Consider the following 19,529-nt stretch of genomic DNA (forward strand, 5'->3'; position numbering starts at 1 on the left):
TAACCGAATGCAACCAATGAAGGGTATTTTGAAGCAAAATCAACGAGCGGGATACTGCTAAAATTTACTGAATATTTTTGGCAAAAATATTATTGTGTCGCATCAGAAATTATACTTTGAATTGCAGTTCCACCAAGGTTCGGATACGTTGGAACGCCAGGCTAACTGGCATTAGGGTAGTTGGTGAAAGTCCGATAGATGGTAAATGTTAACCACATGCTGTCGCCGCGAGCCGATACTCGTGAGGGTATTGGTGAAGTGTCGGTAGCGGTACGCATAGCCATGATGATTGAGCATCGAAAACGAAGATGCACAGAGTGTCGAGGCTGTCATCAAGGCCGAAGACAATATCGGCTGTACTGTAATGGTGAGGTACAGTTGAGCTCTGCGGTGTCGGAATGTCACTTCCGACGACAAACTTTACAAAAGTTCCGATGAATACTTTACAAAAGTTCCGGTTTTATGTTGAATTCAACATAACATCGGACTAAATGTAAAGTTTTATTCGGAAGTGACACTATGCTCCAATCTGCAGAAATGAAATATGCGCACATAAGTGTCGGGCGACGAACAGGATGAGACATTCCGTTCATTCAAAATTCTACCTCTACCGCATTTAAGAGCTGTTTTGCGATCTCGACGCAGGAGTCTGCCAAGTCTACCGTTGCAAATCGAATTTCGTGATTCTGAATTTTTACGGCTTCATAAACGGTTCCATCTACTACTGGATGTAGTAGCAAACCTGTTGCATTGCGTGCTAATTCAGATTGTTCTTCCTGGGTTCTTAAATAGGCGTAGATTTGATAGAGATAGCCGCTATTTAATGTTTCTTTACGAAACTGCCCTACCTTCAAAATACTAGTAAATTTGGTGTCGATTATTATTCGTTTTTTAAGCTTTTTATTACTCAACACTATATCAGTTTGCATTCCAGGCAGAATGTCGTCAATTTGAGGGGTTTTACTCTCCAGGTCAACTGGCCAGTAACATCGTTCTCCAGGATAAACCCGCCATCCTTTCTTTGACAGCTTTACATCGTAAAATCCGGCAACACTTTTTTCGAACAGCTTTCGCAGCCATAGCGAATTTCTGTCTGGATTGGAAAGAACCCTAGTGCCAATCATCTCTTCGGGTAAGGCCAAATTGAAAGCCAAGTATGCCGCTTGTAACATTGGACGGTCATTGGCATCGTGCAAACCGAATTGGTTGACTGTTATTGTCCTGTGATTTGGACGTTCACCTATTACGCCCATACGCTCCAAAGTTAGCGCAAGCGATCGGCATTTGTTGACGAGATTGGACTTAGATGACACCACCGTGGACATTTTCCTCAATGCGTCTCGAACGTAGCGATTTCGGGGGGTATCAACGGTAAATTCGTTGTAATGGCAGGCTACTTGTCCTCTGTCAAGCAATCTTTGACGTGCGGTTTGAAATAAATCTATTCTCCCTCGTACTCGGTTGAGAACATCGTTTCTTGCAATGTATCCAAAATTCAGATTTCTACGAATTCGCTGTTCGACTCTGCGATACAGAATTTCCGCTACCAAATCCGGAATATCGTCAGGGTTATCTTCAACCGATTTTTTTGATTGATCAAGGTCTCTGTATAGATCTGATGCATAGAGCATGAGCAGCCAGATATTACGTATCGGAATTTGATCAACGTAGTTTACTTCTTCGTTTTGAATTAAGGGCTTGGTTGCTTGATCCATATTGATTCACTACTCGCGAAGAAGACGTTTCTTTGCATCTCTATATTTTGAGGCGGCATCAAACCAGTATTCTTCAAGCAACGGTCCAATTTCGGTTTTCACTACCTGTTCAAACCATTTCCAAGGATCATCTGGTTTTATATCCGGTGTAACAAAACTGTGCCCAATTTGGAATTGTTTACCGAGATTATCATCATTGGAAATGGTTTCATTCAGCTGTTCTATCCTTGTCTTCAACCTATCGAGAACTTTCTTGTCAATTTGATATTTTTCGTGTACCCACCTGCGCCATTCTTTGTTGAGTTCGGGTTTTAAGTCAATGAAAGCAAATCGTCGACGTAATGCAATGTCCACAAGCGTCAATGACCGGTCAGCCAGATTCATCGTTCCGATGATGAACAGGTTATTGGGAAGGTATACGCGTTCCTCACTTGATTTGCTGTAGATTAGTTTTAGACTTTCTTCAGGCATTCGTTTGCTAGCTTCTATCAGCGTGAGCATTTCGCCGAAAATCTGTGCGGGATTACCACGATTAATTTCCTCTATGACAATTACATAATTGGAATCCACGTCTTGTAGGGCAATATTAACAACCTCCATAAACGGTCCGTCTACCAGATCAAACCCGCTGCTGCCACTTGGTCGCCAACCACGAATGAAGTCTTCATACGACAAACTAGGGTGGAATTGAAGCGCACTAATTTTGCGTGTATCTTTTGCTCCGATCAAGGCGAAAGCAAGCCGTCTCGCGAGCCACGTTTTCCCTGTCCCAGGCGGTCCCTGGAGAATTAGGTTTTTTTTCATTTTGAGACGCTTGTAAATTTCTTCGAGGCGCGATTTCTTAATGAAGCACCCATCTTCAACAATACTTTCAATGTCATACGATTTGAGCACTGGTTTCTTGTCTTCGCCCTTAACCTTCTGCTTGTTTTTCTTTATTTTGACTGGTCTATCTTCATAAGCAGCCAAAGATAGATCTGGGAATGAATTTACTGGGAAATCGTCTTCCAGAAATCGTGTTTGCAACTCCGTCATCAAATTCATATACGCACTCCCATTTATCTGATCATTGACAATCAATTTGTCAGTCGGAATTGCGAGCCTACTTGAAAGATATTTTCGAGACTCTTGGTCAAGGGTTAAGTATTCCCAAGGGCGAATCCAATAAAGACCCATTGAGAGATTCCATTTGACGCCACGGACTCGTGCAACTTCGTCGAAAACTGTCAAGAATGATGATCGAAGGCTGTCGTAATCTGAATCAATCAATTCCAAGGCCCTTTCGAATATCTCCCAAAGCTTGTCAATGTCACTTGTGTTCCGATCTTTTTGAAATGCAAAAAAATACATTGTATGGTTTGAGACGACTGGAATGCCTTCGAACGATTCAGGCACAGGCTGAGACATACCAAACACATCTGCGAATTTACCTGCAATGCGTATTCGATTACGGTCAGTTATCTGCCTGTTGAATCGCGCAAACGCCGAGAAAGGGCAAAAGTCATCCATAGGGAATTCCGAACCGTCCTTACCCCTATCCATTAGAGATGGTTTTTGAAAAACTTGAAACTCAATGTCGTTAATTTCCTTGAGCAATTCCTGACGCCGATTCTTAAATTCAAGGAGTTTGTTAGCAAACTCTTCGTAGAAATTTGTCCAAACAAAACGATTATTTGAGTCTCCGAAACGGTCTTTCCAATAGGAGTTATTGCGAAAAGTGTCGATGTCTTGCTCCTGTCCTTCGAACGCAAATTTCAACAACCTTTTACCGTGTTCTGCCTCCGTACTCACTTTCCAGAAATGTCGATTCCAGTCATAGAAATACCATTTTCGTGGAGTTTGGAATATTTGATGCCACTCAACTTTCAATTTGTGGTCGTCAATTGGATGTTCCAACACTTCTCCAACAGCATCAATAGCCATCACAGGTACTGGAAGTCCGTGATTTTCGAAAGAAAGTTTATCTTTGCTTCGGTATGACTTTTTGAGTATGATTCGATCACCGGCTCTAACGGAGTTCAATTCGTCATAGAAATTGTCCTGAGTTCTATTCTTATTCTCCCAGAATCCATTCTGTATGAAGTCGGATGTGTAATCTGAATTTCCAAATTTACTAGCAACAACCCATATAGGCCTAGTTTCCGAGTCTAGAAAATCGTATGTTTGGGTGGTACTTAAGGCAATTTCTGCATCAATTTGTGGTTTGTAGCGGGGGGAGGGGTCTTTTTCGGGTTCCCATAAACGAAACTCACTTGGCCCCAACTTGTAGAACAGGTCAAACCCCTTTCCTGGTTTTATACTGGAATGATGACGGCGACTATTAGAATTCACCGACATGCCTTCCACGTGCATCTCAACGGTATTGCTTTTGATATTTGGATAGTTGTCGGCGAACCAACGACTCGCATCCTTGCGAGTAAACGCCTGTCCAGGTTTTAGTTCTTGGGCTGCAAATTCGTGCATTAATTCCCTGGTGGGTTTGTCGTAAATTGGCATTCTAAAATTTCTCTTAAGTAGTTCCTGTCAGAAAAATCTCGATTTTAAGCGAGAATTCAGAAAATTTTGACCAACGATGAAACCGAGTCCGGCTAAAAATCAACTATCACAACTGCATTTAACCATCAACAGCCAAAACAGAGCAAAATAACGAATTTTACCAACAACGACCCCTCCGTCACTCGAATCTTACACGCAATAACGAGATAAAGTGCCAAGCCGCGCGCAAGTGCTACTGTAGAGCGAGTTTCTTTCTGACAGCTGGCTCGTTGATTTTTAAGTGCCGTAAACACCATCTTGCTTTTTCTATCAGGTTGATGAGACATCAAACTGCAAGTCAAAAATATTCCTTGAGTTGTTTGCTTTTTCGCCAAACTTCCGATAACTGAGTCATCAATTCGAATCACAAATGACCAATTAAACCGATACTCAAAAATGTTCGCCTGTATTGCGACCGGGCCCACCATCGCAATACAGACGGAACCTTTGTCCCATTCGTCCTGTTCGGACGGTGAGTTCATAAATACAAGAGTATTCAATGAACTGTGCGCAATGAAATACGGCTTGTCGATATTCGAATTTTTTGTTCAAGGGTGATGGGCCAAGAACTTCTCTCAACGCCGAAGCCGATTGAGTGGCGTTTTGTTCAAGCAGGTCTGAAAGTCGATTGATGCGTACCGTTATCCATTCGATTGGAGGGTCTTGGAACACTCTGTGCCGAAATTGTCGCAATTCATTAGGTTCTGACTGAAGTTGGTCCACCTTTCACGCTGCTTTTGTTGACGCTTTGGCAGTAACTCTGCTTCTTCGGCCTTCGCCGACAATATCGATGAAATCCGAGAGCCTACGCTCTTCCAAGTTGAGTCCTGATTCTTTGGGTGGGTTAATTATGTTTGACACATTCTTATCGTAAGAAAATATAATATAAATCTCTGACATAATATCAGAGAGTTGCCATTATGAATGCAGACCAATGACTGGAATAGCTAGCAAAATAATGCGAAGAGTGTCCGAGAGAGAAAACGGAGGCTGGGTATGTACACCGAAAGATTTCCTGGATCTGGGCAGTCGCTATGCTGTTGATCAATCTCTGTCACGACTTGTCAAAGCAGGGCAACTACGCAGACTGGGACACGGCCTGTATGCAGCGTTTAGGTTCAGCGATGTGCTGAATGGTCCGGCACCTGCCAGTCTGGAATCAATCATTGCAGCACTGACACGAAGGGACGGAGCGCGGATTATGACAGATGGAATGGTTGCGGCAAATCTGCTGGGGCTCACCAACGCTGTACCTGCGAAAGTAATCTACCTGACAGATGGTCATTCGAGAACGCTGGATATCGATGGCCGAACCATTTGCTTCCGGCATGCTGGCCCGAACACCATGAAGTGGGCAGGGAAACCTGCTGCGCCAGTAGTTCAAGCGTTGCGCTGGTTAGGTCCTCGCAACACCGTTGAGGGAGGGGCAGCCTTAACTTTGAACCGAATTCTTCCGAATGAGGTGAAGCAAGATTTGTTGGACAACATCCATGACTTACCGGGATGGGCTGTTGCGCTGGTGCGCGAAATCGCTCATGGTGGAGAATCTACTGCATGACTGGCGACATTAAGTCTTTTCTGGAACTTCCGACACAGGACAGAAGGGATGTATTTGAATTGGCAGCGGCGCGTCTGAATACATCGCCAAGTTATGTGGAAAAGGATTTCTGGGTTTGCTTAGCTCTTGACGCATTATTCAAACCGAAACCCGATGGGCATCCGAAACTGCTCTTCAAGGGAGGAACCTCCTTGTGCAAGGCTTTCGGACTCATTAATCGATTTTCCGAGGATATTGACATCGTAGTGTATCGTGATGGTCTCGGGTTTGGTGAAGAGTGTGATCCAACCGTTGCGAAAAATATTTCCAATAAAAGGCGAGCTGCAATGTTCGACGAACTCAGGGCGGCAAGCAGTGAATACATTTGCGGTGACCTGCGAGCTTTTCTTGCGAGCCGAATCAATGAGATTGCACCTGAATGCCGAATCGTTAAAGATAAGCTTGATGTTGATCAGCAGACGCTCTATGTTGAATACTCCACTTTATTTCTTAAACACGAAGTCTCATATGTAGCCCCGCGAGTAAAAATTGAAGGGGGTGCCAGGTCAGCAGTAGAACCGAATCAAGACTGTACAGTTACACCATATATTTCTGATAGCCTTGCGAATTTTTCTTTCGAATCAGGTGCTATACGCGTAATTTCACCTACGCGTACCTATTTGGAAAAGCTATTGATTCTCCACGGTGTTTATTGCGGATACAGAGATTCAGGTCGGTTACCAGCTGACAAAGATCGTATTTCACGTCATTTCTACGATGTAGCAGTATTGACGGGGACTGATGTCGGTGGCTCAGCACTAACAAGTAAAGATCTGCTTAATGCTGTGCGGAATCATAATCTTGTTGCGTTTCGTCAAGCTTGGAAGCGGTTTGACGAAGCCGTGCCCGGATCTGTGAGATTGGTCCCGCAAAAAGAACTTCAGGCGGTGATTGAGAAGGATTATCACGCTATGCAGAGTATGATTCTCGGCGAGAGTCCAGATTTCGGTTGGATTATGAATCAACTTCGATATGCTGAAGTAGTGATTAACCGCATCTAAACTTAACAATATGCTACTCAGACTATCGATGTCGAGACGTACTTGCAAAACAATGGGTAACCTGATCCATGATGCTTCAAATTCTCAATATGCTCAACGCTCACTAGACCCACACAAATGTCGGGAAATACCGATAAGAGTGCGTCTTTAGTGTAGGATTACGCGAAATTCAAGACTCGCAAGAGTTCGGGAACATTCCAACCGGGCCCACCAAATCCAAATAGAATTACAACCCCAATTCGCTGTGGGAACCAATACGCACTAACTGTAAACATTCTTTTCCAACCAATCTATAAATCAGTACCAAATTTGGAGCCAAGTGACAATCACGGTGGTCTCGCCAGTTACCTATGAGAGCGTGATCACGATACTTTTGGTCTAGTGGGATATCGCTAGCCAATAATTTTAAAACTTCATTCAAACGGGATTCGACTATTGGCTTGTACCGACCCTTGATTTCTCGCTTGTAGTCTCGCCTGAACTGGACTGTGCGTTCAATCCGACGCATTTAAGTCGTCAAATAAATCCTCAACGCTATCAAATTTCTGGACTCTGCCTTCTCGCGCATCGTTCATCGCAGCAAGAGTTTTCTTATTTGGAATAAGAGGGTCAAAAACAACAGTTTTTTCTGTTGCTATACGTATCAGCAATAGTCGACATGCATCGGAAACTGACAGTCCTACTTCAGCTAAGACTTCTGCCGCTTCATTCTTGATGCTTTCATCTATGGTCGCACTTATGGTTGAGTTACCTTGCATGCAATCCACCATTTGAGTTTGATGAATAATTCTTCATGTGTTCCTCCAAATACGCGAACTAAATTGCTAAATCTTGAAGATTTTGAATGGTCATTCATATAGTATATCGCTACAGCAGTTCTCATTTTGACCTTGTCATTTTATTTTCGGTTTTTCAATTGTGTGTCCTTGAATTGAAGTAGATGAAAGATTCAGTTGGATCGAAAGTTTGCATTCAGCAATAGTTCGGGAACATTCCAACCGGGCCCACCAAGTTCATCAATATTTAGGAACTTCGAAATTGAAAATAAGTAGCATTCCAATGTTGAGTTTTTCAATTTACGCCTTACGAAAAGCGTAATATAACGTATCATACTTTTGTGATTCGAAGTTTTAGTAATAAGGAGACTCGGCGTTTTTTCGAAGGAAACCGTGTTAAGAAATTCCAGCAATTTGAACATCAAGCTGTTCGAAGACTTACTATTCTAGACAATGCCGAAACGCTTGAGGATTTGGCCAATCTGCCGAGCAATCGACTGAAAACATTGAGCGGTAACCGAGCCGGAGGGTACAGCATTCGAATCAACAAACAATGGCGAATTTGTTTTCGATGGACGTTACAAGGTCCATCCGAGGTTGAAATTACCGACTATCACTGAGGGGAACTGATGATGAGTATTCAAAACGGAATGACACCGGTTCATCCAGGCGAGATTCTCCGCGGGGAACTGGATGAACTAGAGTTATCTGCCAGTAAATTAGCGGAAGCGTTATGCGTGCCAGTCAATCGAATTACATTGATTCTTAATGAACAAAGAGGTGTGAGTGCAGATTCGGCATTGCGACTTGCGAGATACTTTGGAACAAGTCCGGAATTTTGGCTAAATCTTCAGAAATCTTGGGAATTACGCCAGGCAGAAATCGAAAATGGCAGTAGGATCGCCAAGAATGTACTACCTAGGGTGGCGGTAGTCCAAGAGGGTAACTGCTAAATCTGATTCCTGGTACATCTTCAGCACATTGAATTTCTCGACACATGCGGAGCCAGTCCGATTGGGTAATATCCAATCATTTATTTTCTCAAGATATTATTGAACCAGTGCATTGGCACATATTGTTATAGTCGCTACTTTTTTCACCCATATCGGAAGACAGTTTGATTAGCCTAATCTGAGCTGAACATCCATTTTGCTCACGGTTCGGATACGTCGCAACCGGGCCGCCAAGTCTGGATTGTTTATTCTGCTGAACTCGCAGCAGTTAATTCACCAGTTGATTTTTACGTTGCAAAAATTTTCGAATTTTCCAAGTATGACAATGAAACCTCACATTCTTCATCGTTCGACATTTGCAGGATAAAGTGTTCGAATATTCGAACTAAATCAGATAAAATTATTAGATACAGATAATTATGGCACTATATCACTATTATGATGTCGTATAATTGCATCTTCTAAATGTCGTATATTTGTAGAATAGTATTATGGTTCTAAAAACTTTGGAAAGCAGAATCAGATATAGATTGAGTCGCAGCAAAGATTCGGTCTTTACGCCCATGGATTTCTTAGACTTATCAGACCGGGACCAAACAGGTCGAGTGTTGAGAAACTTGGTTGCTGAACAGTCTCTTGTCAAGATTGGCCGCGGTTTGTATGCGAAGACCAAGAAATCCTCAGTAACAGGAAACAAGATCCCTGCTAAACCCCTGCCTGAGCTGGCAAAGGAGGGACTGACTAAAATCGGTGCACGTGTTGTCCCGTCACGTGCTGATCTGGCATATAACTCGGGCAAATCTACTCAAGTGCCAACTGGGAGAGTTTTAGCAATCAAGGGTAAGCGTGTTTCTCGTAAGATTGGTTATAACGAAAATTACATTGTTTTAGAACGTGGCGCTCGACAGTGAATTGATAAACGACGTAGCCACTGAGATGAATGTTGATGCATCATTCATCGAAAAAGACTACTACGCCACCAAGGTTGTTCAAGCAATCGCTAAATGTTCTCATAGCAAGATTGAGCCTGTATTTTGCGGTGGTACAAGCCTCTCCAAAGGTTACGGGATTCTCAATAGATTTTCCGAAGACGTGGACTTTCGTGCACAGTTCAACGTCGGCACAACGCCAACTAAATCGATTCGTAGAAGTTTTAGGCGCGAAATATGCAGCTTGATTGAATCTGTGGAAGGGATTACACCGGATATGGAACAGATGGAAACGGGAGGGGATTATTTCAAAATCCCTTTGATGTATCCACAATTTGCCGATGTCTCGTCAGCATTAAGACCACATTTGAAACTGGATTTCAGTTACACACAACCCAGACTCAAGCCCCAAAGTCTTCCAATATCTTCTTTTCTTACAGAGTTTTCCAACAATCAACCGGATACTAGGATATTGTGTCTCGCCCCGTTAGAGACAGCTGCAGATAAATTCAGCGCACTCGTATGGCGAGTGAATAAAACCAGCCGTAGTGATGAGCACTATGGTCCTGCTATGATCCGACACCTCCATGATTTGTACTTCCTGAGGAACTATGTGTTTTCACAATGTAAAGACTTTAGGGAGATGGTACATGCTTCATTTGAAGCAGATAACAAGAGGTTCAACCGTTTTCTTGGTATGGCTCTACGAGAAGCGATTGAACAGATGTTGGGCACATTGAGTAAAGACGGATCGTATGAAGCAGAGTACGAACACTATGTTTTAAGCATGTCCTATGCCAGGTCACAGGAATTAGCTAGATTTGATGCAGCAATTGATTGTCTAAAGAAACTGTCACGAATATTTCAGATTGATACGGATAAAACCGAGTAGGCTATTGTTATTTCCACCAGGTGGTCGCGACGGATGATGCGCTCAGCAGTTTGGATTTTTCTCATAGTGCAAAATATTTCGCACAAGAGCCAGACTATCCTCGAAAATGCACAATCAGGTCATCGCCTGCTGCAGGTCTGATTGCCGCTGGGTAATATAGAAGTTTATCGCATGTTCTGCGGCTTCTGCGTCGCGCTCTGCGATTGCTTTTGCTACATCATGGGTCATTACTTCATGAGCTTCTGCAATGGAGTGCCAATTTCCGAGCCTCATCGATATCATGAACCAAAGGCGCAGATGTAAGTTCATGATGCGGGGAATCGTTTCTTTAATGAATGAGTTTCTGGCAGCTTCGCCCAACACTTTGTAGTACTCGTTATTGGCACCAACATAGGCATCAATATCATTGTTGTTAGTCGCCTCAAGTAGCAATTGATGAATTTTCATCAACTCATCAGTATGTACCGCACTGGCACGAGCGCATGCCAGACGGCAGGCGGCACTGTCAATAATCCTTCGAAACTCGTAAATTTCCTGTACTTCCGTAAAACTGACTTCAGAGACAAACATACCGCGGTTGATTCTGTGGGTAACAAGTCCTTCCATAGCGAGTCGCTGTAACGCTTCACGTACCGGTGTGCGCCCAATTCCAATATCTTGAACTAAAGAAACTTCCGCAAGTACTGCACCTGGCGGCAGTTCCAAACGGGTGATTCGTTTGACAAGAATTTCATAGGCTTTATCACCAAGTGATTTACTCTGCTCTTCGTTAGGCGTGATTTCATTCATTTTGCAACATCTCGTCTTCCGACTGCTTAATCATTTGTTTGTATTATTCGTGTTGTCGAAACTCCATTTACTCAGGTTTCGGGGTTAACATTCGATTCAAACAAACTTTTTTTGTATCAAATAAAAAGACAAAATGGCCTCATATCGACCACAATAAACGAGTTGACGATCCAAAAAGATCTTGGACCGCGGTAACGTCTCCCTCAAACAAATCCAGAGGCGTTTCAACACACTCAAGGCAGAATTATAAGACGAAGCGGCCCGAACTGACAAAATTCATTGAAAAGCAGGTCACCAATCAAAGTGTGACGCTCAGAAAAGTACATTGGGCAGTTAGGCTCACACCGAAGCAAGGCAGATGTGTGGTCGCGGTGATGACCGCGAGGATTATGCCTGAATTGCGAACTTCCAATTCGATTCCTATTGGACGAGAGAAGTGTTATCGTAGGGCGAATTGAAAGCAATTGCTGCTCAAAGATCCGATACGTTGCGACTGAGTTCGCTCCATCAAATTTGTACTGACAAAAATTCCAGGACCGCGCAGAAAAATTGTACCGAATGATTTTCAAATGGCTGTTGATTCAATTGTCACCGACAGTTCGAGACGTTCTGTGCCGACCTTTGTATCGTTCAGGCATCAGTGGCGGGGTCAACCCACTTCAACTGCCAGCATGGAGCAGCTTCGCTTCAGCCGAAGAGAGAACCGCCTGTTCAGGTCGATAGAAACCGATACCCAAAACGTCACGCTCATACTCTCTCAGCACCTTATGTCGCACCAAGCCAAAAGACAGACTTTGGACCAAAGATGGTACGAAAACAACGCCGAAAAAATTTTCGAGGAATACGAACGACATTCGTTTGAAAGTACCCACAAAGCACTGCTGGATCATCTGCCAACCGAGCCGGCCATCGTATTGGATATTGGTGCTGGAACAGGTCGAGATGCCGCCGGGTTCGCCCGGCTGGGGCATGATGTTGTTGCTGTCGAACCAAACGACAGGCTTCGAACCCTTGCCCGAAAGAAACATCTTTGTGAAAGAATCTGTTGGGTGAAAGACAGTCTGCCCAAACTTGAGAAAGTGCGTCACAAAGGGTTGACTTTCAACATCATGCTTTTGAGTGCGGTCTGGATGCATGTTGCTCCGTCACAAAGGCGTAAAGCGCTTCGTAGATTGGCCAGCTTGCTTTCGCCAGGTGGCGTGATGTGTTTTACTCTCCGCCACGGGCCATCCGAACCCGATCGCGGGTTTTGGGATGTCCATCGTGCCGAAGTGCTTGAGATGGCTCGAGATCTGGGTCTTTTCGAGATCAGCACATTAACCGAGGAAGACCTGCTGGAACGCGAAGGAATCACTTGGACCCGGATCATATTGCAATCTCCCGGCGACGGTACCGGAGCTTTGCCATTGTTACGTGGAGTAATCCTGAATGATGCCAAGAGCTCAACCTATAAACTTGCCTTGCTGCGGGTTTTAGTTCGTATCGCACAGTCTTCTGCCGGATTGGCTCGCCTCGAAGGTGAGGACGACGTCATTCTGCCATTGGGGTTGTTCGCACTGTACTGGCTGCGACTGTATCGTCCGCTGCTGGACAAAGATCTTCCGCAGTCGCCGACCAATACAAGTGGGGCGGTAAGTATCGGATTTGCAAATAATGCATTTGAACAACTTGAGACCACTCCAGAACTGAATTTTCGAGTGGGAATGAACTTTCCATCAACTCCGGCAAATGCGCTGCATCGCGCACTCAATGACATTTGTTCAACCTTGAGCAAAATGCCAATGCATTACATTACCTACCCCGGTAGTTCCGACCAGGTTTTTGTGGCCAAAAAGGAGTCGAGAGTTCGATCGCCTTCATCGATGACACTTGATGCCGATTATCTTTTCAGTTTCGGAACTGTGCGCATTCCGTACGACTTGTGGCAGGCAGCACAGAAGTTCGGTGCATGGATTGAACCGGCAATCGTTGCGGAGTGGAAGGAGTTGATGAAGGGTTATGCGAATCGACAAGGCCGGGAAATCAACATTCAGGAATTGGATCAGGCACTGGTGTGGAATGAACCTAAGCACACCACTGCCTTGTCTCGCGAAAGAGCAAAACAAATGGTCAAAGGGGGGCATGACTTGTACTGTGTCTGGTCTGGCAAGAAATTGATTGCCGGCTATTTTGACATTGACCATTGTTTTCCTTACTCCGCCTGGCCGTGTGATGATTTATGGAATCTGATGCCAGCGAATCCAGCCGTGAACCAAAAACTAAAAAGAGACAAGTTGCCAGGACTGTTCACTCTGGGCGAATCCCGCGAAAGAATTACTGAATGGTGGGAATCCGCGTATATTCAGCACAACGAGATCATCAAGCAAAGGTTTTTCAATGAAGTCCGGGCAAGTTTACGCTTGAATTTCAGTGAGCAAGACCCTGAAGATATCTTTGATTCATTGGAAGTTCAGCAGATACAACTCAAATTCAATCAGCAAATTCCGGAGTGGAATTACCCTCCGCCATAGTGCGTATCAGTGCGTTTTGCGGCAATTGGTCCCGCCGCGACCGTTTCGGAAACAGTTGCGATCGCGCCACCGGATCGGCCAGTCATTCAGGCATCAATGCGAATCTGAATTCTTCGGTTGCCAAATTTGGCAACGATCTCAGGTGGAGCATCGACGTCAAGTGGGAAAATCGACCACTTTCGACATTCCTTATCGGAGACTGCTCGACCACTTCACCGCTCTTCGCCGCTTTTCGCCACCTCCTTTCGACTCTTCAGGTATGAGCCGATATGAATGGCGATAACAAGGACAATCAGGCCGAAAATGATAGCTGCGATGGGGCGGTCAATAAAATCAAGCGGAGTCTTGACCCTGGCCATTGCCGATCGCAGCTTGGTCTCCATGATTCCCCCGAGTACCATGCCCAAAACGATCGGAACGACCGGAAGGTTCAAACGTTTCAGAATGAGACCGAAAATTCCGAATCCGGCAGCAATCGCACAGTCAGTCATGGAGTTCCGCAAGGAGTAGACCCCGACGAATCCCAGTGTCAGGATCACAATTCCCAGAAATCGGGTCGGAATTCGTACGACATGCAACAGTGTGCGCGTGGAAAACGCAAGAAACAGGAGCACGATGATGTTCAGTACGAGAAGCGCGAGATACAGTGCCAGCACAAAATCCATCTGACCGGCAAACAGTTGTGGTCCCGGAATCACATTGTGGATATAGAAAACCGACAGCATCATCGCCGTCAAAGCCTCACCGGGAATTCCCAGTGCAAGCAGAGGAATCATCGCAGCCCCCGGAACGGCATTGTTGGCCGCTTCAGACGCAATCAGGCCTTCCGGGGCGCCCTTGCCGAATTTTTCCGGTTCTTTGGAGGTCTTCTGCGCATAGGTGTATGAAAAGAACTGGGCGGTGAACTCTCCCACACCCGGAACCATTCCCATTCCCACTCCGAATGAGGAAGAGACCGCTGCCACCCGCTTGTAGCCCAGAAGTTCCTTCAATCCATCAAACAGCCCGCCTCTGACCTCTACGGGGTCTGGCCTCTCATCTTTCTGAACCAGCAACAAAAAAGCTTGCGAAAGTGCAAATAGTCCCAGCACGACAACGATCAGATCAAAACCGGAAGTGAGCCAGGACTGGTCAAACGTGTATCGGCGCGTGTACTTGATCGGCTCCAGGCCAACGGTATTGATGAATATGCCAAGGCATGCAAGCAGACCGGCAGCAAAGGTCTGCCCGCGGTGTGCCAATACGACCAGGACAATTCCAAACAACGCAGCCAGGAATATCTCCCGGCTCCCGAAGTGTGGTGCGACGAGTGCCAATAACTGAGCTAGAAACATCAGGCAGATGATTGAGAATATTCCACCGAAAAATGATGCGGAATAGGCCAGGGAAAGGGCGCGTTTGGGGTTGCCGCCTTTTGCAATCGGATAACCATCGTACGTGGTCAATGCGTTAACCGCGGTCCCGGGTGTATTGACCAGGATAGCGGGTATCGCACCACCGTACATGGAAGATCCGTAAATGCCCAGCAGCATCGTCAGACCAACAATCGGTTCCATTGCGAACGTGGCGGGCAGCAGGATTGCAATGGCGACAGCCGGCCCGACTCCGGGAATGGCGCCGATGACCACACCACCGATCGATCCGACCATCAGTGCCAGAAGTACATCCCAGCGAAGCAGAAGTTCCAGTGCAGATGTCAATAACTCCATTTCGCAGCCCTACATATACAGAATCATGAAATTGCGAATTGAGTCCGGAAGATGTTCGTAAAGCAGCGCACCTGGAATTTTCACGGAAAGAAATCCCTTGAAGACGACAACAATGACGACGCTGACCGCGCACGCCATCATGAAAGTGCCCTTGTCTCGATATCCGCTACGCCAGCTCAAGGCGCAGACAAATAGGATCGTGCACAATAAGTAACCAAAAATCGGAACAACCAGAACATAAGCCATAAACCATAAGGCGTACTCAAGCGACTTCGCCCATAGGATGGTTTCCCTGAGGTCCTCCTTGTCCCGATAGGAGAAAAACGAACCCAAAAAGTAGATCAGGGCAAACCCGGTCATTCCGATCAGGCTGACAGCCGGCCAGAATCGGGGTTGCGAGAAGAACTTGGTACCTTTGACCCAAGTTGTCTCGCTTCCGATTTGTGACAGGAGCAAAACCGCGACCACAAGCAAGAAAGACGCGAAATAGATGTCGCCGGGCGAACGACGGCGTTCAGAGCGTCGCATTGATGACTCAGCAGGCATCTTGAGGGGTGTGAGTTGCCGAATTCTGGCGGTAACTCACATCAGGCGACCATGCGGTCGCCTGATGTTGGAAATATCTATGTGTTATTCGAGATTGCCGAGCACTTCGATATCGCTTTCGATCTGGGCGTTCGCGGCTTCGGCGTCCTGCCAATAGACCAGTGCACCGGTTTCGTCAGCAATCTTTTGGGCTGCATCGGAGAGAACCACTTCCTTGGCAACCGCAGCAATCTTGTCCCGGGCGTCCTGAGGGGTATCCTTATGCACAAACAGACCGTTCCATAGCGCGACATTCAGATTCGGCGCGATTTCTCCGACGGTCGGAACATTCGGGGTCAGACCGATTCGTTCATTGCCGATCGACGCCAGAATCTTGAGCTTGTCCATGCAGGGCAGCACCAATTGCAGCGTCGTATTCATGACATCGACATCCCCTGACGCCAATGTATTGCAATCCAGCGCGTCAAAGGCTGCATCCGAACTGAAACTGAACCCCAGTTCCCTGGCCAGCGCCAGCGTGACCTGGGTCGGAATCAATGGCGCACCGAAATGTCCTAAAGCCACTTCATTGCTCTTTGCATGTTCCGCCAGTCCCTGCATGTCGTCATAAGGTGCATTCTCACCTGCGACAATGACAAATGGGTAAGTCAGAAAAATACCCAGCGGTTCAAAGGGGTTGGGATTCAATTCCGGTATGCCGATATTCGGACCGATGGTCGGAACCGCAATAATGAATGATCCGACTGTGTATCCATCTGCAGGTGCATTGGCCACCTCGATGGCGCCGGGGAATGGACCGCCGCCGCCACCGGGCTTGTTCACAACCGCGGCTGCCACGCCATGGGTCGCCTGGAATTGATCGGCGATCATCCGCGTGAGGACATCCTCAAGGTCGCCCGGAGGCCACGGGACAACAAACGAGACCGGTTTTTCAGGATACTCCGCTTGTGCGAACGGCACAAACAGGAACAGCCCGAGTATCATGACTTTCAAAATCTTCTTCATAATTCACTCACTTCCTAAGATCTAACGTACTAAATTGAATCAATGATCATGCCACCCGCGGTCCGGCCGGTCAAACCAGACATGAACCTGACCGGTACCGGTGGCATTCTCGTAATCGCTGAACATTCTTCCTTTTGCCCGGCATGCGTCTGCGCCAAGTGCGCCAACCATCATCAGATAGTGTCCGAACTTTCCCTCCGGCGCGTGTTTTCTATATTCATCCATATGGCTGATTACGGACTTGTGGTCACCGTGATGCCACCATTGCAATCTTTGTTCGTCTGCAGCTCGGGCTTGCGGTGAAATGACATTACATGGATCTGACGTTTCATGCTGTTCAAGTTCGTCCAACGGCCAGAAACGGTGGCTCATGCCGCCGCTCGCAAGCAGGACCACCCGTCGATCGGATGCGGCGATGGCGGCCGCAACACCCCTTCCCACAGCAAGAAAATTGCGATCCTGTGCGGTCTGACACACACCGATGGAAATCCACGCTTCGCCGCAATTGAGGTAGTGTGCGACGTTGATGGTGGGATAGTGAATGGGCAATACACTATCCTCACTTGCGTGGCAGCGAACACCTTGCGAATTGACGTGGTCACAAATCCCCCTCGCCAGATCCGGATCCCCTTTGAGATCGTAGGGAATCCTGGCCATCCCGCGAGGCAGTTCTTCAGAGGTGTAAAGACCCTTTCTTCTGGCATGGGCTGAAACGACAAATTCCACGGTCGTAAACCAGTGTGTATCGAATACCACAATGACATCCGGTCTGAGTTCATCGAGCACCTCAGTGCGCAGTCGTTGCAGTCCGGGAACCAGGCTGATTTCCTTGCCATCATTCATCGCCCGACGCATTTGTTCAGAAAACATGATCGTTGGCGCATGAGATACGAAACCAGCACCGACAACTTTTCCCATTCCCGCATCCCCTTTTCAGGTAAAGACCGACACAATCCTGGAGCGAATTTAACTTCGCCTCGCTCGTGCACAATAATACAATAATTTGCTAAAGGGCACGCTTTATCGGCAACCGTCCGGAATGGAAAATGAATGGATCCGACGCGAGAATCAACATTGACGGTGTTTCGGTGTCTCCGCACCACTTTATCGGTGGCAGACGAATTACGTCAGACAGCAGTTTCGAGGTGCGGTCACCGCTTGACTGGGACATGAAACTGGCTGATGTCTCTCGAGGTGATGAGACAACTGCACACCTTGCGGTTTCGGCCGCAGTTGAAGGTTACAGGCAATGGTCGGCAATGCAGCAGTCGGAGAGAAACGACATTCTGTTCACACTGGCAGACCTGATTGACGAGAACGCTGCACAGATTGCCAAAATCGAGTGTCTCGACATGGCGATGCTCCATGAGAGCCTGAGATTGAGGCTTGTTCCCAGAGGCGCCTTGAACTTTCGCAACTACGCCGAAATGGCTGCCGGGCACGAGGAGAGAAGCTGGAGTTCCAAAGGTACCATCAATCGGGTCATTCGCCAATCAGCCGGACCGGCTGTTGTCATTACGCCGTGGAACGCTCCATTCATGCTTTCCACCTGGAAGGTCGCACCGGCATTGGCCGCCGGAAACTCTGTGATCCTGAAACCCGCCGAATGGGCGCCCCTGTCAGCAAGCTTGCTTGCGGATATGATCAACGAGGCAGGATTCCCCGATGGTACTTTCAACATCGTTCAGGGGTTCGGCAATGAGGTGGGCGCTGCGCTGGTGTCCGACCCGAGGGTTCGTCGAATCTCATTTACCGGCTCCCCGGAAACCGGTCGCGCAATCGGTGTCGCCGCCGCTAAAAACCTGGTTCCGTTCACGGCTGAACTCGGCGGCAAGGGACCGCTGATCGTATTCGCTGATGCGGACATCGATGCGGCGGCCAAGAAGGCGTCAGCCCAGTTTGAGGACTCCGGTCAGGTTTGCCTGGCCGGTACAAGATTGCTGGTGGAAAAAACGATCAGATCCGAATTCATGGAAAGATTTGTTGACTACACCGCTCAGCACCGTTACGGCGACAGCCGGAATATCGAGACCACATTGAGCGCTGCAATACATCCGACTCATCTGCACAAGGTAGAGGGTTTCGTCCAAAGAGCCAGGGCCAATGGCGATCGAGTCATTTTCGGCGGCGAAAGATTCGAGGAGGGGAAGCTGTGGTACAAACCGACTTTGATTGAGCCGGACTCAAACGAATCCGAAGTCGTCCAAAGGGAGATATTCGGTCCGGTACTTACCATACAGACGTTCGACAGTGAAGATCAGGTGATCGCGCTCGCAAACAGTACAGAGTACGGCTTGTCCGGCATCATCTACACATCGGATGCGGCGCGTGCGACAAGGGTGGGACGTGCGGTAAGAGCCGGAACCGTTTGGGTGAACTCCTTTTTGGTGAGGGACCTGACGGCGCCATTTGGCGGCATCGGGATCAGTGGAATCGGTCGCGAGGGTGGAGACTATGCACTGGACTTTCACAGTGATCTGCAGACCTTGCAGATTCTACAAGGTTCAGTGCACTGAATTCGCGAGCCGCTCGACTCGCCCCGTTACTGATTGAAGGCAACCTCGAGCGACCC

18 protein-coding genes are annotated in these 19,529 nt (G+C 47.0%); 8 read left to right on the forward strand and 10 right to left on the reverse strand.

Annotated features, from left to right (window positions below; translation table 11 throughout):
- Positions 1–593 precede the first annotated feature (593 nt).
- The 3 genes from mcrC to OXI60_01860 all read right to left on the reverse strand — a co-directional run bounded on the left by mcrC (position 594) and on the right by OXI60_01860 (position 4,732).
- Positions 594–1,715, reverse strand: a complete 1,122-nt coding sequence (gene mcrC, locus OXI60_01850) for a 5-methylcytosine-specific restriction endonuclease system specificity protein McrC (GenBank protein ID MDE0308562.1) — start codon at positions 1,713–1,715, stop codon at positions 594–596.
- Positions 1,716–1,724: 9 nt separating this feature from the next.
- The gene (locus tag OXI60_01855) at positions 1,725–4,211 is read right to left on the reverse strand and encodes an AAA family ATPase (protein ID MDE0308563.1); all 2,487 of its coding nucleotides are present in this window, start codon (positions 4,209–4,211) and stop codon (positions 1,725–1,727) included.
- Between the two features lie 125 nt (positions 4,212–4,336).
- Positions 4,337–4,732, reverse strand: a complete 396-nt coding sequence (locus OXI60_01860) for a hypothetical protein (protein ID MDE0308564.1) — start codon at positions 4,730–4,732, stop codon at positions 4,337–4,339.
- Between the two features lie 476 nt (positions 4,733–5,208).
- On the opposite strand from OXI60_01860, the gene OXI60_01865 reads away from it, so the two are divergent.
- Both OXI60_01865 and OXI60_01870 read left to right on the forward strand, forming a co-directional pair.
- Positions 5,209–5,808, forward strand: a complete 600-nt coding sequence (locus tag OXI60_01865; GenBank protein MDE0308565.1) for a DUF6088 family protein — start codon at positions 5,209–5,211, stop codon at positions 5,806–5,808.
- Positions 5,805–6,848 carry a nucleotidyl transferase AbiEii/AbiGii toxin family protein gene (locus OXI60_01870; GenBank protein ID MDE0308566.1) on the forward strand — a complete coding sequence of 348 codons (1,044 nt, stop codon included), beginning with the start codon at positions 5,805–5,807 and terminating at the stop codon, positions 6,846–6,848. Before OXI60_01865 ends, OXI60_01870 begins: the two co-directional genes overlap by 4 nt.
- Before the next feature lie 226 nt (positions 6,849–7,074).
- Here the strand turns inward: OXI60_01870 and OXI60_01875 are convergent, their stop codons facing one another.
- Both OXI60_01875 and OXI60_01880 read right to left on the reverse strand, forming a co-directional pair.
- Entirely contained in the window at positions 7,075–7,356 is a 282-nt protein-coding gene (locus OXI60_01875) for a type II toxin-antitoxin system YafQ family toxin (protein MDE0308567.1), read from the reverse strand.
- The gene (locus tag OXI60_01880) at positions 7,343–7,606 is read right to left on the reverse strand and encodes a type II toxin-antitoxin system RelB/DinJ family antitoxin (GenBank protein MDE0308568.1); all 264 of its coding nucleotides are present in this window, start codon (positions 7,604–7,606) and stop codon (positions 7,343–7,345) included. The genes OXI60_01875 and OXI60_01880 overlap by 14 nt, the downstream gene beginning before the upstream one ends.
- Before the next feature lie 359 nt (positions 7,607–7,965).
- On the opposite strand from OXI60_01880, the gene OXI60_01885 reads away from it, so the two are divergent.
- From OXI60_01885 to OXI60_01900, 4 genes are all read left to right on the forward strand, one after another.
- Entirely contained in the window at positions 7,966–8,244 is a 279-nt protein-coding gene (locus tag OXI60_01885) for a type II toxin-antitoxin system RelE/ParE family toxin (protein ID MDE0308569.1), read from the forward strand.
- Between the two features lie 30 nt (positions 8,245–8,274).
- Positions 8,275–8,577: a HigA family addiction module antitoxin gene (locus OXI60_01890; GenBank protein ID MDE0308570.1), complete on the forward strand. Its 303-nt coding sequence runs from the start codon at positions 8,275–8,277 to the stop codon at positions 8,575–8,577.
- Between the two features lie 530 nt (positions 8,578–9,107).
- The gene (locus OXI60_01895) at positions 9,108–9,488 is read left to right on the forward strand and encodes a DUF6088 family protein (protein MDE0308571.1); all 381 of its coding nucleotides are present in this window, start codon (positions 9,108–9,110) and stop codon (positions 9,486–9,488) included.
- 25 nt (positions 9,489–9,513) lie between these two features.
- Positions 9,514–10,398: a nucleotidyl transferase AbiEii/AbiGii toxin family protein gene (locus OXI60_01900; protein MDE0308572.1), complete on the forward strand. Its 885-nt coding sequence runs from the start codon at positions 9,514–9,516 to the stop codon at positions 10,396–10,398.
- Positions 10,399–10,512: 114 nt separating this feature from the next.
- Here OXI60_01900 and OXI60_01905 read toward each other — a convergent pair whose 3' ends face one another.
- The gene (locus OXI60_01905) at positions 10,513–11,187 is read right to left on the reverse strand and encodes a GntR family transcriptional regulator (protein MDE0308573.1); all 675 of its coding nucleotides are present in this window, start codon (positions 11,185–11,187) and stop codon (positions 10,513–10,515) included.
- 569 nt (positions 11,188–11,756) lie between these two features.
- Here OXI60_01905 and OXI60_01910 point away from each other — a divergent pair.
- Positions 11,757–13,697, forward strand: a complete 1,941-nt coding sequence (locus OXI60_01910; protein MDE0308574.1) for a methyltransferase domain-containing protein — start codon at positions 11,757–11,759, stop codon at positions 13,695–13,697.
- Positions 13,698–13,909: 212 nt separating this feature from the next.
- Here the strand turns inward: OXI60_01910 and OXI60_01915 are convergent, their stop codons facing one another.
- The 4 genes from OXI60_01915 to OXI60_01930 form a co-directional block, all read right to left on the reverse strand.
- Positions 13,910–15,406 carry a tripartite tricarboxylate transporter permease gene (locus OXI60_01915; protein ID MDE0308575.1) on the reverse strand — a complete coding sequence of 499 codons (1,497 nt, stop codon included), beginning with the start codon at positions 15,404–15,406 and terminating at the stop codon, positions 13,910–13,912.
- Positions 15,407–15,415: 9 nt separating this feature from the next.
- On the reverse strand, positions 15,416–15,934 hold the full coding sequence (locus OXI60_01920) for a tripartite tricarboxylate transporter TctB family protein (GenBank protein ID MDE0308576.1): 519 nt from the start codon (positions 15,932–15,934) through the stop codon (positions 15,416–15,418).
- 102 nt (positions 15,935–16,036) lie between these two features.
- Positions 16,037–16,957: a tripartite tricarboxylate transporter substrate binding protein gene (locus OXI60_01925; GenBank protein MDE0308577.1), complete on the reverse strand. Its 921-nt coding sequence runs from the start codon at positions 16,955–16,957 to the stop codon at positions 16,037–16,039.
- 39 nt (positions 16,958–16,996) lie between these two features.
- On the reverse strand, positions 16,997–17,875 hold the full coding sequence (locus OXI60_01930) for a hypothetical protein (protein ID MDE0308578.1): 879 nt from the start codon (positions 17,873–17,875) through the stop codon (positions 16,997–16,999).
- A 128-nt stretch (positions 17,876–18,003) separates the two neighbouring features.
- On the opposite strand from OXI60_01930, the gene OXI60_01935 reads away from it, so the two are divergent.
- On the forward strand, positions 18,004–19,473 hold the full coding sequence (locus OXI60_01935; protein MDE0308579.1) for an aldehyde dehydrogenase family protein: 1,470 nt from the start codon (positions 18,004–18,006) through the stop codon (positions 19,471–19,473).
- Positions 19,474–19,529: the final 56 nt, after the last annotated feature.

Source organism: Acidiferrobacterales bacterium (assembly GCA_028820695.1).
Classification (GTDB): Bacteria; Pseudomonadota; Gammaproteobacteria; order Arenicellales; family JAJDZL01; genus JAJDZL01.

Bases quoted from the DNA above. Each gene is read 5' to 3' on its own strand.
- OXI60_01920 (MDE0308576.1), bottom strand. From the start codon at position 15,934: ATGCGACGCTCTGAACGCCGTCGTTCGCCCGGCGACATCTATTTCGCG.
- OXI60_01860 (MDE0308564.1), bottom strand. From the start codon at position 4,732: ATGAACTCACCGTCCGAACAGGACGAATGGGACAAAGGTTCCGTCTGT.
- OXI60_01900 (MDE0308572.1), top strand. From the start codon at position 9,514: ATGAATGTTGATGCATCATTCATCGAAAAAGACTACTACGCCACCAAG.
- OXI60_01925 (MDE0308577.1), bottom strand. From the start codon at position 16,957: ATGAAGAAGATTTTGAAAGTCATGATACTCGGGCTGTTCCTGTTTGTG.
- OXI60_01870 (MDE0308566.1), top strand. From the start codon at position 5,805: ATGACTGGCGACATTAAGTCTTTTCTGGAACTTCCGACACAGGACAGA.
- OXI60_01930 (MDE0308578.1), bottom strand. From the start codon at position 17,875: ATGGGAAAAGTTGTCGGTGCTGGTTTCGTATCTCATGCGCCAACGATC.
- OXI60_01935 (MDE0308579.1), top strand. From the start codon at position 18,004: ATGAATGGATCCGACGCGAGAATCAACATTGACGGTGTTTCGGTGTCT.
- OXI60_01905 (MDE0308573.1), bottom strand. From the start codon at position 11,187: ATGAATGAAATCACGCCTAACGAAGAGCAGAGTAAATCACTTGGTGAT.
- OXI60_01910 (MDE0308574.1), top strand. From the start codon at position 11,757: ATGGCTGTTGATTCAATTGTCACCGACAGTTCGAGACGTTCTGTGCCG.
- OXI60_01875 (MDE0308567.1), bottom strand. From the start codon at position 7,356: ATGCGTCGGATTGAACGCACAGTCCAGTTCAGGCGAGACTACAAGCGA.
- OXI60_01865 (MDE0308565.1), top strand. From the start codon at position 5,209: ATGCGAAGAGTGTCCGAGAGAGAAAACGGAGGCTGGGTATGTACACCG.
- OXI60_01855 (MDE0308563.1), bottom strand. From the start codon at position 4,211: ATGCCAATTTACGACAAACCCACCAGGGAATTAATGCACGAATTTGCA.
- mcrC (MDE0308562.1), bottom strand. From the start codon at position 1,715: ATGGATCAAGCAACCAAGCCCTTAATTCAAAACGAAGAAGTAAACTAC.
- OXI60_01880 (MDE0308568.1), bottom strand. From the start codon at position 7,606: ATGCAAGGTAACTCAACCATAAGTGCGACCATAGATGAAAGCATCAAG.
- OXI60_01890 (MDE0308570.1), top strand. From the start codon at position 8,275: ATGACACCGGTTCATCCAGGCGAGATTCTCCGCGGGGAACTGGATGAA.
- OXI60_01915 (MDE0308575.1), bottom strand. From the start codon at position 15,406: ATGGAGTTATTGACATCTGCACTGGAACTTCTGCTTCGCTGGGATGTA.